The sequence below is a fragment of the Collinsella aerofaciens genome, assembly GCF_015558785.1.
Classification (GTDB): Bacteria; Actinomycetota; Coriobacteriia; order Coriobacteriales; family Coriobacteriaceae; genus Collinsella; species Collinsella aerofaciens_P.
This window is the reverse complement of record NZ_JADMOP010000004.1, coordinates 1-15297: the sequence shown is the minus strand read 5'-3', so window position 1 is coordinate 15297 and position 15297 is coordinate 1. Positions and strand designations below refer to the sequence as shown.

General features: G+C 57.7%; 10 protein-coding genes. 4 read left to right on the top strand and 6 right to left on the bottom strand.

The genetic code is table 11. The features are described from left to right. Window position 1 precedes the first annotated feature (1 nt). The 3 genes from murJ to uvrA all read right to left on the bottom strand — a co-directional run bounded on the left by murJ (window position 2) and on the right by uvrA (window position 5200). Window positions 2-1582: a murein biosynthesis integral membrane protein MurJ gene (murJ, locus tag I2G40_RS02820; protein ID WP_195544117.1), complete on the bottom strand. Its 1581-nt coding sequence runs from the start codon at window positions 1580-1582 to the stop codon at window positions 2-4. A 105-nt stretch (window positions 1583-1687) separates the two neighbouring features. After that, window positions 1688-2188 (bottom strand): Cys-tRNA(Pro) deacylase, encoded by a 501-nt coding sequence (gene ybaK, locus I2G40_RS02815; protein WP_195544116.1) that lies wholly within the window; start codon window positions 2186-2188, stop codon window positions 1688-1690. A gap of 132 nt (window positions 2189-2320) precedes the next feature. Then, on the bottom strand, window positions 2321-5200 hold the full coding sequence (uvrA, locus tag I2G40_RS02810; RefSeq protein ID WP_195544115.1) for an excinuclease ABC subunit UvrA: 2880 nt from the start codon (window positions 5198-5200) through the stop codon (window positions 2321-2323). Window positions 5201-5393: 193 nt separating this feature from the next. Here uvrA and I2G40_RS02805 point away from each other — a divergent pair, with 193 nt between their 5' ends. The 4 genes from I2G40_RS02805 (at window position 5394) to I2G40_RS02790 (ending at window position 11516) form a co-directional block, all read left to right on the top strand. Continuing rightward, window positions 5394-7547: an LTA synthase family protein gene (locus I2G40_RS02805; protein WP_195544114.1), complete on the top strand. Its 2154-nt coding sequence runs from the start codon at window positions 5394-5396 to the stop codon at window positions 7545-7547. Window positions 7548-7692: 145 nt separating this feature from the next. Continuing rightward, window positions 7693-8523, top strand: a complete 831-nt coding sequence (locus I2G40_RS02800) for an Mrp/NBP35 family ATP-binding protein (protein ID WP_006236172.1) — start codon at window positions 7693-7695, stop codon at window positions 8521-8523. Continuing rightward, complete coding sequence (locus I2G40_RS02795; RefSeq protein ID WP_195544113.1) at window positions 8524-9795, top strand: NAD(P)/FAD-dependent oxidoreductase; 1272 nt, start codon at window positions 8524-8526, stop codon at window positions 9793-9795. A gap of 80 nt (window positions 9796-9875) precedes the next feature. Then, on the top strand, window positions 9876-11516 hold the full coding sequence (locus I2G40_RS02790; RefSeq protein ID WP_195544112.1) for an NAD(P)/FAD-dependent oxidoreductase: 1641 nt from the start codon (window positions 9876-9878) through the stop codon (window positions 11514-11516). 65 nt (window positions 11517-11581) lie between these two features. Here the strand turns inward: I2G40_RS02790 and uvrB are convergent, their stop codons facing one another. The 3 genes from uvrB to coaE are packed head-to-tail and all read right to left on the bottom strand — an operon-like array spanning window position 11582 to window position 15089. Further along, window positions 11582-13822 (bottom strand): excinuclease ABC subunit UvrB, encoded by a 2241-nt coding sequence (gene uvrB, locus I2G40_RS02785; RefSeq protein ID WP_035138903.1) that lies wholly within the window; start codon window positions 13820-13822, stop codon window positions 11582-11584. A 51-nt stretch (window positions 13823-13873) separates the two neighbouring features. After that, entirely contained in the window at window positions 13874-14455 is a 582-nt protein-coding gene (locus tag I2G40_RS02780) for a lytic transglycosylase domain-containing protein (protein WP_195544111.1), read from the bottom strand. After that, window positions 14448-15089 (bottom strand): dephospho-CoA kinase, encoded by a 642-nt coding sequence (coaE, locus tag I2G40_RS02775; RefSeq protein ID WP_055286973.1) that lies wholly within the window; start codon window positions 15087-15089, stop codon window positions 14448-14450. Before coaE ends, I2G40_RS02780 begins: the two co-directional genes overlap by 8 nt. Window positions 15090-15297: the final 208 nt, after the last annotated feature.

Here is a 15297-nt window from a genome sequence, read left to right as displayed (position 1 = left end):
CCTACTTGCGACGAAGCAGCGCCGAGACCTCGGGCATCTTAAGGACGACGGCAAGGCCAAAGGTAACAGCAAGCGAGACGACACCCGCAACGCAAACATAGCCAAGAGTAATCAGAATCGAACCGCCAAGCGCCCCGACAAAGTGCTCAAGCGCCCACATGACGCCGGCGCCTGCGGCAGCACCCAGGCCACCGAGCAAAAGGCCAAAGAAACCGCCATGTAGGATAGATTTGACCTGAAGGCCACGCAGACGACGACGCAGCCACCGCAGCGAACAACCGACCAAGATCACGTAGTCGACGACATACGAAAGCGCGATTGCCGGCATGCCGAAGCCCAGCACAACGCCAAACAGCAGAACCGAGCCGGCCTGGCCGATGGCAGAATACAGGCAATAGCGACTATAGGGCTTCATGTCGAGCAAGGCAGAGAAGCTCTTCTGCATCAACACGACCACGCCGTAGAGCGGCAGCGAGAGCGCCAGGTAGACAAGGTACTCGGACACCAGCGTCACGCCGGATTCATCGAACTTGCCAGCACAGTAGATCATGTTGAGCGGACGCGCGAAGACAATCAGGTACAGCGCGAACGGAATCAGGAAGAACAGCATCTGGGCGACGCCACGCGAAATGCCCGTGCGAACGCTGTCGTAATCCTTCTCCTGCGCGTCGTGAGAGAGCTCGGTATAGAGCGCCGTCGAAAGCGAGGCGGCAATCAGCGCGTAGGGCAGCGTGTACCACAGGCGCGCATAGGCGATGACGGAAGGACCAGTCTCGGGCTGGACCACCAGCGCGGCAGCGTTGGTGATAGAAGTCGAGACAAACATGCACACCGTGGCGAGCAGCGTCGGGATACCGAGCGCAATCGTCTGCCGCAGTGCGGGGTCCTTAAAGTCGATATGGATATGGGGATGCACGCCGTGCTTGCCAAGCGCGGGGATCTGACATGCCATCTGAACAAAGACACCGAGGGTCGTACCGGCCGCAATCAAGATGATGCCGGCACGTTCGCCAAACTGTGCGGACACGGGCGCAAAACCCATAAAGCTCGCAATGACGATCACATTGTTGAGGACCGGAGCAAACGTCGACCAGAAGTAGTCGCGGTGTGCGTTGAGAACGCCCGAGAACACCGAGCCCAAACCATAAAACAGAATCTGGATGGCAAAGAAACGGAACATGAACGCAGCGGTATCCATGCTGCCGCCGTCACCCGAAAGGAACGATTGCGTCCAGATAAAGCCCGGGGCGAACACGGTCCCCAGCAACGAAATGCCACCCAGCACCAAAAGCAGAATGCCGAGCAGGTTGCCCACGTACTCGTTTGAGGCCTCGCGACCCTGCTCACGCCTCACGCCCATGTACACGGGCAAAAACGCCGTCACGAGCATGCCGCCCATCACGAGTTCGTAGAGCATATTGGGCAGGTTGTTGGCGACCTGATAGGAGGACGAGAGTAGCGACATGCCGATAGCGGCCGCCATTGCCCACGTGCGGATAAAACCGGTGACGCGAGACACGATAGTCAGGATGGTCATAAGCCCGGCGGAACGACCAACCGTGGAGTAGTCCGACGAGCCCATGTCGTCAGTGTCATCTCGCGACGAAGAAGCTTCGGATGAGGGTGTCTGAGGCGCAGATTCTTTTGCAAAATGAGCTCCGCGCTTCAATTCTTCCTGCGGCATCGCTCAGTCCTCTCTCGTAATCGCGGCAACCGTCGCCCCGCAAAATGCAATTAAATCATCGGGTGCAAGCCCGAGCTGATAACCACGCTTGCCTCCCGAAATAAAAATGGTATCCCAAAGGACACATGTCTCATCAATGAGCGTCCGGTAGCGTTTTTTCATACCGACCGGGCTGCAGCCGCCGCGAACGTAGCCAGTCGCCGCAAGCAAATCCTTCACATGCATCATGGCCAAGGACTTCTCCCCCGCGGCACGCGCGGCGGACTTTAGATCGAGCTCGTCGGCAACAGGGATGCAGCACACGACATAGTCGTTGGACGGTGTCACACAGACCAAAGTCTTAAATCCTTGACCGGGCTCCTCGCCAAGCTGCTCCGAAATCGCGACCCCCAGGCCCACCGACTCATCGCCATCGTCTTCGTACGTATGTAGAACATAGGAAATGCCGGCGCTTTCCAGCTCGCGCATCGCATTGGTTTTTGGCGTCTTTACAGCCTTTGCCATGACATATCCTTTCCCTCGCATTCGGACGCAAGAATTAAGTATATGTCCAATTCGGCTGCATACGTCACTTCGGCACAGCAAGCGCCATCGAATCACAAGGAGTCGATGGCGCCCATAAACTGAATCGCCTATTTATTGAGCATCAAGTTGAGCCTGGCGCTCCCGGTCACGCCTGAGCAACGGCGCCAAAAACTTGCCCGTATAACTCTGCGGACAGTCCGCAACCTGCTCCGGTGTACCCGAAACCACGACGGTTCCGCCGCCGTTACCGCCCTCGGGACCCATATCGATCAGGCGGTCGGCAACCTTGATGACATCAAGGTTGTGTTCAATCACCAGCACCGTGTTGCCCGCATCGACCAAGCGCTGCAGTACATCGAGCAGCTGGCGGACGTCCTCAAAATGAAGGCCGGTCGTCGGCTCGTCCAAAATATAGAACGTCTTGCCCGTCTGGCGTCGATGAAGCTCCTTGGCGAGCTTTACACGCTGCGCCTCGCCGCCCGAAAGCGTCGTGGCGGGCTGGCCCAGGCTCACGTAGCCCAAGCCTACATCGTACAGCGTCTGGAGCTTGCGCTTAATCTGCGGGATATTCCCAAAGAAGGCCAGCGCCTCGGTAACGCTCATGTCGAGCACGTCCGAGATGGTCTTGCCACGATAGGTGACCTCGAGTGTCTCGCGGTTGTAGCGTTTACCGCCGCAAACTTCGCAGGGAACGTAGATATCGGGAAGGAAGTGCATCTCGATCTTGATCTGTCCGTCGCCCTTGCACGCCTCACAGCGCCCGCCACTCACATTAAAGGAGAAACGACCTGGCGAGTAGCCGCGCGCCTTCGACTCCGGCGTACTCGCAAACAGTGCGCGAAGATCATCCCACAGGCCGATATAGGTAGCAGGGTTGGAACGCGGCGTGCGGCCAATCGGCGACTGGTCGATATCGATAACCTTATCGATACACTCGATGCCCTCGATTTTCTTATACGGACCCACAGGGCGCGTCGAGCGGTGAATGGCATTCGTAAGGGCAGGCGCAATGGTGTCGGTAACTAGGGAGCTCTTGCCCGATCCCGACACGCCGGTAACAACCGTAAGCGTACCAAACTCGATCTTGGCAGTAACGTTTTTGAGGTTGTTGGCTCGAGCGCCCGTAATTTTAAGGCAGCCGCGACCGGGTTTGCGCCGTTCATCAGGCACCCGGATCATTCGTTTGCCGGTCAGATAAGCGCCCGTCATCGACTCAGGACACGCCATGATATCGGCAGGCGTTCCCGCCGCGACTACGTGTCCGCCGTTGACGCCGGCGCCGGGCCCCATGTCGATCACGTAGTCGGCGGCACGGATTGTATCCTCGTCGTGTTCGACGACGATAACGGTATTGCCGATATCGCGCAGGCGCTCGAGCGTCTTGATCAGGCGCTCGTTGTCACGCTGATGAAGACCGATCGAGGGCTCATCCAGAATATAGAGCACGCCCATGAGACCCGCGCCGATCTGCGTTGCCAGTCGAATACGCTGTGCCTCGCCACCGGAAAGCGTCGCCGAAGCACGATCGAGCGTCAGATAGTCGAGTCCAACATCGACCAGAAAACGCAAGCGCTCCAGGATTTCCTTGACGATACGGCCGCCGATAAACCGTTGACGCTCGGTAAGTTCCAAGCCCTCAAAAAACTCGAGCGACTCACGGCACGACAGGCAACAAACCTCGTAAATGGACTTGCCGCCCACGGTGACGGCGAGCATCTCAGGGCGCAAACGAGCGCCGTGGCAGCTCGAGCACGGTTCCTCGCGAATGTACTTCTCCAGGCGCGCCTTGGTGTTCTCGTTCGTCGTCTCGGCATAGCGTTCGTACAGGATGTTGCGAACGCCCGAAAACTTTGTATCCCACTGGCTACGACGTCCGTCGAGCTTTTGGTAGTCGACCGAGATCTTCGTATCGCCCAGGCCATCCAAGAATGCACGACGCACGCGAGGGGGCAAGTCCTCCCACGGCGTATCGGCGCTCACCTTAAAGTGTTTGCAGACCGCAGCAAAAAACTGCGGATAGTAGTTCGAATTGCCAAACAGGCTACCAAAGACTCCGTCGGCAATGGACTTCGAGGGGTCCTCAATCAGCGCCTCGGCATCAACGGTTTTCTTAAAGCCCAGGCCGTCGCACTCAGGACATGCGCCATAGGGAGCGTTGAACGAAAAATCACGCGGCTGAAGATCGTCAATGGAGTGTCCATGCTCCGGGCACGCCAAGGCCAAAGAATACTCCAGCAGTTCGCCCTCGGTCCCCTCGGGAGCATCGCGATCGGGCAGCATGTACACGTTTACATTGCCGTGCGCCAAGGCAGTCGCCTGTTCAACAGACTCGGCGATGCGGCCCAGAGAGTTTTCCCGAATCGCGATGCGGTCGACCACGACCTCGATATCGTGCTTGAACTTCTTGTCCAGATCGATCGGATCGTCGAGCGAGCGCACTTCACCGTCGACACGCACGCGGCTAAAGCCCTCGGCGCGAAGGTCCTCAAACAGTTTGGTGTACTCGCCTTTTCGCCCGCGCACCACCGGTGCCAGCACAAACGCGCGGCGGCCCTCCCCCGCCGCCAAGACCTTGTCGGCAACCTGGTCGGTCGTCTGACGCTCAATGACGCGGCCGCATTCGGGGCAGTGCGGGGTGCCCACACGGGCGAACAGCAGGCGCAGATAGTCATAAATCTCGGTTACGGTGCCAACCGTCGAGCGAGGGTTTTTAGACGTCGTCTTTTGGTCAATCGACACCGCCGGCGAAAGGCCGTCGATTGAATCCAAGTCGGGTTTGTCCATCTGGCCCAAGAACTGGCGCGCATAGCTCGAAAGGCTCTCAACGTATCGACGCTGGCCCTCGGCATAGATAGTGTCAAATGCCAGCGAACTCTTGCCCGAGCCAGAAAGACCGGTAATGACCACGAGTTGGTCACGCGGAATGGAAACATCGATATCACGGAGGTTGTGCTCACGAGCGCCGCGAATAACGATAGAAGAATCAGACATGGAAGCTCCTTGCCTCCTATTGCATCGAATCATACTGTCGATGAGTTTAGCGCACTCGACGCGCACAGATGTTCGTAATACAAGATTCGCAGACCTTTAGCTTTGCGTATCGGGCGCTTTGTTTCTCGAAATGCCGTGGAAAGGTTACAGTAATCTAATACTGAACTTAATTTGCCGTAACAGAGGAACGTCCATGACCGAAGATATCCCCCTTGAAATCACTTCGAGTGACATGGCCAATCTGCCCATATTCATCGCCATCCTTATCGTGGCCACCGTCGTCGTGCGCGTGTATTTTTCAATCAAACACAATGAAAAGCCACCCATTGCCCGCGTCTTTTGGTGCGCGACGCTCCTCATCCCGCTCGGCATGGTAGCTGCATGGATTACGAATCAATTGCTCGTAAATGAGGACAGTTCCCTATGGGTCCTTTCTTATTCGGCGCTCGGTGCTGCCGCCGTCATACTTCTTGTCGAGCCCTTGGTTTCGGGACTTATCGACCAAACCGATCTTGCGACGGGAACGGTTGCCTGTATTTGCCGTGACATCCTTGTCATCGCCGCTGTTTCAGCGCTCTCGTTCGTTTCACTCGAAATTGCCTGCAACGAAACGTTCTATCGCATTCCCGCCAACTCATTCGGGTTTTCCGTCGGGCTGCTCGCGACGGTTCTGCTCTCCCTTTATTTGCTGGGACAGCGTCATGGAGGCGTCATGGCCCTCGTGCCCGTCGCCTGCTGCATCCTTGGCATTGCCGAGCACTTCGTCATAACGTTTAAAGGCGAAGCCATCCTGCCAAGCGATATCTTGGCCCTTGGCACCGCAATGGAGGTGAGCGAGGGATACGAGTTTACCTTTACCGCCGGAATCGTAACCTCTCTCGCCCTGCTGGAGATTTCCCTGGGGCTTCTTTCGCTTATCCGTCCGCGAAAGCTCCGTACGCCCACCCATGTCTTCCCCGCAATCGCCGCTAACCTCTGTGCTTTTCTGTTAGTGACCGCTGTGGGGCTCTCGGGCTTTTCCAGCATCGACTTGGAGCAGGCGCTGAATTTTGGATTTGACCGTTGGCAGCCCATCACCACATATGCGTCTCAGGGTTTTATCACTTCGTTCACCGAAATGGTCAACGAGTTGCCCATTGAGAAGCCCGAAGACTATACGCCCGATGAGGCGCAGAGCATCGAGCAGGAGCTCGCCGCCACCTACGACAGCACGTATGGCTCGAGCGAGCAGCGCGCGGCGGCCGTTGCCCAGTTCAATGAAATCAAGCCGACGATTGTTGCCGTCATGAATGAGAGTTTTAGCGACCTTTCGTGCTTTGAGCAGCTCCAGGCGGCCGGGTACACCGGCCCCGCATTCTACAACTCGCTTCCCGACACACTTGTTCGCGGCACCATGCTCGCTTCGGTCGCCGGTGGCGGAACGGCGAACTCCGAATTCGAATTTTTGACCGGAGCGACAACGGCCTTTGTCGGATTAGGCAAAATCCCCTATCAGCTATATCAGATGAATGGCGTCGACAGCCTGGCAAAGGACCTTAAGGAGCTTGGGTATACCGCTACCGCTATGCACCCGCAAAACCCCGTCAACTACCATCGAGATAAAATCTATCAGCAGCTGGGCTTTGGAGACTTTCTTTCAATCGGCGATTTCGAAGGTGCGCCCTGTTACCATGCCGGCGTATGCGACTACGCCACCTACGACAAGATACTCGACCTGCTTAGAACCGACGAAGCCCCGCAGTTCATCTTTGACGTCACGATGCAAAATCATGGCGGCTACGACTATGGCACCGTTCCCGCCGAGGAGCTTACAAACTATTGGGTCGAGGGAGCCAGCGAGGGTGCCAATAGCGCGCTCAACACCTATCTTACCTGCATCAACGCATCCGACCGGGACCTCGAGTACTTTATCAACGAGCTCCGCAATATCGGCAGACCGGTTGTCCTTGTCTTTTTTGGCGACCATCAGCCGAGCGCCGCAACGACTCTCAACGACGAGCTGTACCCTCAGGAAGATACGGCAAGCCACGCTTTCCGTATCTATCAGTCGACATATTTTGTCTGGGCTAACTATGAAATCGCCGGCAATACCGAGCTCAACGTCTACGACACCGTCGGGGCAAACGAGGTTGCAGCCATTACCCTTAATAAGATCGGCGCCCCGCTCACCGACTATCAAAAGGCTCTGCTTGCAACAAGGTCAGATGTGCCCACCATCAATGTCGCCGGCTACCTCGGTACCGACGGGCTGCGCTACGACTTGGAATCTGAAGACAGCCCATACGCCTCGACGATCAACAAGCTGCAGCGCATGCAATACCTCGAGTTCGCCAGCAAAGTTCAGTAAGCCCGCCCATTCGCTTGGACCCATCGTATTGCAAGCACGCTCGGCCCAAATGCATCGTAAATGACTCCCGCTCGCAAACGAGGGTACAATGACGCTCGTGTCACATCACGGGGCCCCGGCCCCAACATATACAAAGGAGTCATACATGGGTTGCGAGCACGCACAGGCCGCCGGCGGACAAACGTCGCCGTCGCAATTTGAGGAGAATACGCTGTCCGAGGTCAAACGCGTCATCGCCGTGCTTTCCGGCAAGGGCGGTGTCGGCAAGTCGTTTGTCACCGGTGCCATCGCCACCGAGCTTGCCCGTCACGGCCACAAGGTCGGCGTCCTCGATGCCGACATCACCGGTCCCTCTATCCCCAAGATGTTCGGTATGAGCGGACGCCACGTCCATGCCCTTGGCAACCTCATGCTGCCTGAAATCTCCGAGCACGGCGTCAAGGTCATGAGCTCCAACCTTCTGCTCCAAAACGAGACCGACCCCGTCCTTTGGCGCGGTCCGGTCATCGCAGGCGCCATCAGGCAGTTCTGGAGCGAGACCTCGTGGGGCCCCATCGACTACCTGCTGGTCGACATGCCTCCGGGAACAGGCGACGTCGCGCTCACCGTCTTCCAGTCACTGCCCGTCGACGGCATCGTCATCGTCACGAGCCCGCAGGATCTGGTCTCGATGATTGTCGCCAAGGCGGTCAACATGGCCGAGAAGATGAACGTCCCCATTCTGGGCATCGTCGAGAACATGAGCTATATTGAGTGCCCCGACTGCGGCAAGAAGATCGAGGTCTTTGGCAAGAGCAAGCTCCCCGAGGTCGCAGAGCGCTATAACCTCGACATCTTGGGCACGCTTCCCATTAATCCGGCACTCGCCGAGGCCTGCGATAAGGGCGAGGTTGAGACCGCGCTGCCCGATGGCATGTTGCCCAAGGCAGTCTCTGCCGTCGAGGCTATTACCCCGCACGAGACCGACGAGGCCTAAGTGAACACGAGCGCCTTCTATGACGTCCTGGTAATCGGCGGCGGGGCTTCAGGCCTCGCCGCCGCCATTACGGCCGCACGTGCTGGCAAAAGCGTCTGCATCGTTGAGCGCGATGTCGCCTGCGGCCTTAAGCTCCTTGCGACCGGTAACGGCCGCTGCAACCTCTCCAACGAATCGATTGATCCTCAGCGGTATAACCACCCCGCATTCGTCGAATCTGTCATGGGCCCCCAACCCGAACAAGAGCTTATGGGTTTCTTCTCCTCGCTGGGCATCATGACAACCTCCGAGGAAGGCCGACTGTACCCGCGCTCCCTTCGCGCCGAATCGGTGCGCGACGCGCTTCTCAACGTTTGCGACCGCCTAGGTATCACCTTAATCTGCGGAGCCAATATTGCCACGGCGCGCAAAGCTTCCGAAGGCTGGACACTCCAAATAGACCGTCCAGCGCGGGCACTCAAGGCAAAAAAGCGCGACGACCGAAAATCGGAGCTCCGCTCGCTTCGGAAAGCGCTCGCCGATGTCCCTCGCAAGAACGAGGCCCTGCAGGCACATGCCGTAATTATCGCCACGGGTGGCAACCCCACTGGTATCGCCGATACGTTTCGCCTCCCCCTCACTTCGCTGCGCCCCATCCTCTGCCCCGTATCGGCAACGGTCGTCGGCGATCGGGCGGCAATCAAGACGTTGGATGGCCTGCGCGTCCGCGCCCGCTTGACGCTCGCCCGCAATCATAATGAGCTCTGGCACGAAGACGGTGAAGTCCTGTTTCGAACCTTCGGTATCTCGGGCGTCGCTGTCTTCAACCTCTCCCGTCGTATCCAGCACGGCGATACGATCCTGCTCGACGTTTTCCCCGACCTCTCCAAAGACGAGCTGCTCGATATGCTCAACCGGCGCGTTGAGCTGCTCGGCGGCTTTTCGCCCCGCGATCCCCGTTGGCTCGACGGCATGCTCGCCCCGCAACTCTCCCGCGTCGTCTGCACGGCGTTCGAGCAGTGCCATCCAGGCTCCAACGATGTCATCCACCTGGTCTCGATCCTCAAGCACTTTAAGTTGCTCGTCGAGGGAACAGCCGAGGAGCGCTCGGCGCAGGTCACGCGTGGTGGCGTATCTGTCGAGAGCATCTCAACACCCAGTCTACGCGCGAGCAGCGCTGTCGACGCCCCGCTTTACGTCTGCGGCGAAGCGCTCGACATCGACGCCGATTGCGGAGGCTTTAACCTTGCGTGGGCCTGGCTCTCGGGCATTCGCGCTGCAAGCAGCCTGTAGCCGCGCAGTCTATAATCAAAAACGCATTCGGGCCGTCTGGGATACCGGACGGCCTCTTTCTTGCCTCTAAGGAGACCTCGATGATCGAAATCACCCAAGTCAACGCGTCGCTCGATGAAGCCGGCGATGAAAATACCTGCCTCATTGTTGGCAAGCGAGTCGCCAAGCGCATCCTACGTTGCAAGGACTCCGAGATCAAGTCCATCGAACTCCACCGCAAGTCAATCGACGCTCGCAAAAAACGAGACGTCCATTTTATCCTGAGCTTTCGTGTTGAGCTGACTAGTCCCCACCTCGAGCGAGAGGCGGTCGACAGCGTTGCCGAGCGTGACCGCTCGCGCGTACGCGCGATAGAAGACGATGAGCCTTCATTCCCCTCCCCCGTCTCCGACGCACCTCAAGAACGCCCTGTCGTTGTCGGCGCCGGATGCGCCGGCCTTTTCGCTGCGCTCACGCTCGCCAAAGCAGGTCTTAAGCCCTTGCTTATCGAGCGCGGCGACCCGGCATTTCGCCGCTCGCAGGCGATCGACCTCTTTCTAAAGGAGCGCATCCTCGACCCCGAGAGCAATATTCAGTTTGGTCTGGGCGGCGCGGGGACCTTCTCGGACGGCAAGCTCAATACGGGAACAAAAAATCCCGCCCATCGCCTTATCCTCGAAACCTTCGTCGAGGCGGGTGCGCCCCGCGATATTCTGTGGGATGCCAAGCCGCACATTGGCTCCGACATCCTTCCCAAGGTTGTCACCGCTATATCCCAGCGCATCGAGCAGCTCGGAGGTGTCGTCCGTTATCGAACGAAGCTCGTCGACATTCGCATCGACGCGTCTGGCGCCATCACCGGTATTGATGTCCAATCGTCCCAAGACGCCGCTTACGAGCCAATCGAGACAAAGCACCTCATCCTCGCCTGCGGGCATTCTGCTCGCGATATTTTTGAGCTCCTTAAGGACCACAACGTGGCCCTCGCACAAAAGACCTTTGCCATGGGCGTTCGCATCGAGCATCCGCAACGCAACATCGACAGAGCCCAATATGGAGCCTCGGCGGGACATCCAGCGCTCGGGGCGGCCCCCTACAAACTTGTTGCCCATCTTCCCAACGGCCGCAGCGTGTTCTCGTTTTGCATGTGCCCCGGCGGACAGGTTGTTGCCGCCTCTTCAGAACCGTGCCATCTGTGCGTCAACGGGGCCAGTCTCAATGCCCGCGACGGACGCAACGCAAATGCCGCCCTGCTCGTTAACGTCACGCCTGAGGACCTTCCCAACGATGACCCGCTCGCCGGCATCGAGCTCCAGCGTGCCTGCGAGGCGGCCGCCTATCGCCTGGGCGGTTCCAACTGGAACGCACCGGCACAACTCGTCGGAGATTTCCTCGCAGGACGCGCCAGCAAGGCGCCCGGAAAGGTAAAGCCCACCTATCCGCTCGGCGTGACCTGGACGGCAATTGACGAAGCCCTACCGCAGCATATCGTCGAGTCGCTCCGCCTGGGACTTCCCCTACTCGGAAAAAAGCTACGAGGCTACGACCGTCCCGATGCCGTTCTTACCGGCGTGGAGACTCGTTCGAGCTCACCGGTCACTGTTACCCGAGACCGAACGTGCCATGCCGTGTCGACCCCGGGCCTCTACCCTTGTGGTGAGGGAGCTGGATATGCCGGCGGCATCATGAGCGCGGCCACCGACGGCATCCGTTGTGCTGAAGCCCTGATCGCAGACCTCTAACGCACAAATTCCAGCGCGCAAAAGACATAGGCCCCGAGCTCCACAGAGAACTCGGGGCCTGTTCGCTATTTCTTAAACCGTGCACCCTGGCGTTTTCTGCCCGATGCGAACGTGGAACCCTTGCGGGCCTGCGAGCGTAAGCGCTCGATCGTCTCGTCCTCAGACGCACCCTCGAGCATCGCCCGAATCTGAACGACGGCATCGCGCAGGCGCGCCGCCTCCTCAAAGTCCATAGCGGCAGAAGCGTTACGCATATCCTCTTCCATGGTTTCGACGATCCGCACAAGCTCGTCATGCGGCAGTTCTTCCAACTGCTCCGCAAGTGTCTGCTCGGGCGCCACCGTTTCCGGCACACCGCCCTCGCCCGACTCATCGGGCGTATAGAATGCGCCATGGCCAAGAGAGTCGCCCTTCGAGCGTCCCTTGGAGCCCACAGTTTTTTCGGCCTCGGCAATAAAACTTGAGATGTCGTTGATGGCCTTGCGCACTGTCTTGGGCACAATGCCATGTTCTTCGTTATATGCCATCTGAATCTCGCGACGGCGCTGCGTCTCCTCGATGGCCTCTTTCATCGAATCGGTCACAACGTCTGCATACATGATGACTTCACCATCGGCGTTACGGGCCGCACGGCCAATCGTCTGAATCAGCGAACGGCGGTTGCGCAAGAAGCCTTCCTTATCGGCATCGAGAATTGCCACCAGTGAGACCTCGGGGAGATCCAAGCCCTCGCGAAGCAGGTTGATGCCAACGAGAACATCGATCTTGCCCTCGCGCAGCGTTCGCAGGATCTCGACACGGTCCATTGTCGCCGTATCAGAGTGCATGTAATTGACCTTAATGCCCGCGTCGAGCAGATGGTCGGTCAGGTCCTCGGCCATGCGCTTGGTCAACGTGGTCACCAGCACGCGCTCCTTGCGGGCAACGCGCTCGCGAATCTCGTCCTCAAGATCGTCAATCTGACCGCGAACCGGACGCACATCGATCTTGGGATCGAGCAGACCGGTCGGACGAATAATCTGCTCAACGTCGTTCTGGCTCACCCGCAGCTCGTAATCGCCCGGCGTGGCCGAAACATAGATAAACTGGGGTATCCTTGCCTCAAACTCATCGAAACGAAGCGGGCGGTTATCGAGCGCCGAGGGCAGGCGAAAACCGTGTTCCACCAGCGTCACCTTACGCGAGCGGTCACCTTCGTGCATGCCGCGAATCTGCGGCACCGTCACATGGCTCTCATCGATGATGCAGAGCATATCCTTAGGAAAGTAATCGATCAGGGTAAACGGCGGCTCACCCGGCTTGCGACCGTCCAGATGACGCGAGTAGTTCTCGATGCCGTTGCAAAAGCCCATCGTCTCGAGCATCTCAAGATCATAATCGGTGCGCTGCTGCAGACGCTGCGCCTCGAGCAACTTGTCGGTCGCCTTGAGCTCCGCCACGCGCTTCTCGCACTCTTCGCTGATCGATTTCAGAGCCGCCTTGACCTTCGGCTTCTCGGTCACGTAGTGCGATGCCGGCCATACGGGGATGGCCTCGTACTCACGAAGCATCTCACCGGTGACCTCATCGATCTCGGCAATCAGCTCGACCTCGTCGCCAAAGAACTCAAACCGCAACGGATGCTCGGCATAAGGCGGATACACGTCGACAACATCGCCGCGCACGCGGAACGTGCCGCGTGCCAGGTCATAGTCATTGCGATCATATTGAATGTCGATAAGTGCATGGATAAAGTCATCGCGCTCGAGCGGCACCTTCTTGTCGACGTTTGGAGCCAGACCCGCATAGTCCTCAGGAGAGCCAATGCCATAGATACACGAGACCGATGCGACAACGATCACATCGCGTCGAGAGAGCAGCGATGCGGTCGCCTGATGTCGCAGCATCTCAACCTCTTCGTTAATCGAGGAGTCTTTCTCGATATATGTATCGCTTTGCGGCACATACGCCTCGGGCTGATAGTAGTCGTAATACGAGACAAAGTAGACCACAGCGTTATTGGGAAAGAACTCTTTGAGCTCGCTCGCAAGCTGAGCAGCGAGCGTTTTATTCGGAGCCATGACCAGCGTCGGCTTTCCCAGGGCCTCAATAGTCTTTGCCATCGTGAAGGTCTTGCCCGAACCAGTCACGCCCAGCAAAACCTGATAGCGGTCTCCGTCCCTCACGCCCTGCACAAGCGACTCAATGGCTTTAGGCTGGGAACCGGCAGGCTCATAGGGAGAAACGACCTTAAACGGCACGTCAGAGCCTTCAACGCCAAAGCGCTTAAGTTCACCACCAACGCGTTCTACTTCAAATTCCGCCATGGATACTCCTAACTCATATATCTGCAGTATACGCAGGCGGCAGGCATAGTCCTATACGAACCGATCGGGATAGAGGGTCTTGTAGCGAGCCCAGGCATTATTGACACGAATCAGATACGCCTGCGTCTCGGGAAAGGTAATTGCATTATGAAGCGACATACCCTGCTGCGCCCATCCGTCGACATTGCCCATGCCGGCGTTATAGGCGGCGATGGCACTATCCGTCGACCCGTTGAAATAGGCGAGAAGATACGAGAGGTATGCGCAGCCAAACTCGATATTCGTAGCCGGATCGTTAAGATTGTCGGCCGAATACTCCCCTCCGTCGACAAGGCCCTTGGCAATCATATCCTGGGCAGTCTCGGGCATCAGCTGCATCAATCCCTGAGCACCCTGATTCGACTCGGCCTCGGGATCCCAATTCGATTCCGACTTAATGACAGCGCACACCAGATACGGATCCAGATTATGCGAAATACTGGATTGCTTTACATACGCCTCGTAGTCAATCGGATACAGCGGCTTAAAGAAAGCGGCAGGGGCACACGAGTAGACGAGCGAAATAAGGCCGAAGACGAACACAACGGCAAGTGGCGCCACGCGATACCACGTAAAGAAACGTGCCTTAGGCATCGGCCTCCTCCTTATCCGGAGTATCTATAAACCCGTGGCATGCAAGCCATGAGTCAAGCTGCTCAAAGAGCGAATTATCGCCTGCGGCATTATCAATCACCGTTGTAGCGAGATTGCACAGCGCAGACTCATCGGGCTGGCAAGCAGAACGAGCATCGAAATCGGATGGCTCCATGCCACGTTGAATAGCGCGCTCGCGACGAACTGACAAAGGGGCGCTGATGACCAGAATTTCATCAGCCAAGCCAAATGCATCCTCAAAACCAGTCGGAGCAGAAACCTCGACCACCGCAAAGGGATAACGGGGAGATGAAACCGTACAACAAACCGGATCGAGAATCCTAAGCGAAAGCTGTTCAATCAGAACGGGATGCACGATGCCATTGAGCCGTGCGACCGAATCAGGAGAAGCGAAAGCTCGAGAAGCGAGGATGCTGCGGCGAATGCCGCCTTCCTCATCCAAAATGTCCCAACCGAATTCATCCGCGAGAGTATTGACGATATCAGAGCCCGGCACATACAGAGATTTTGCAAGCTCATCCAGATCGATAAGCATAGCGCCACGAGATTCGAAATAGCGGCAGGCCGTCGACTTACCCGAAGCAATATTGCCCAAGACAAATACGGTAAACATCAAGCCCTCCCTAACGCCAATGCGAGTAATTATCGCTCAAATACACTAGAAGGACTCAAAATACAGCCAAAGAGTAAGAGCGCATACGGGGGAGGTAGGTCCCAAAGCACAACGTGTATACAACGCAAAAAGGGGGAGGCCGCGAGGCCTCCCCCTTCTCAGTTCAAGCGTACGGCTCGGTGCCGTCCACCGGTCAGCGGCGCCCTGG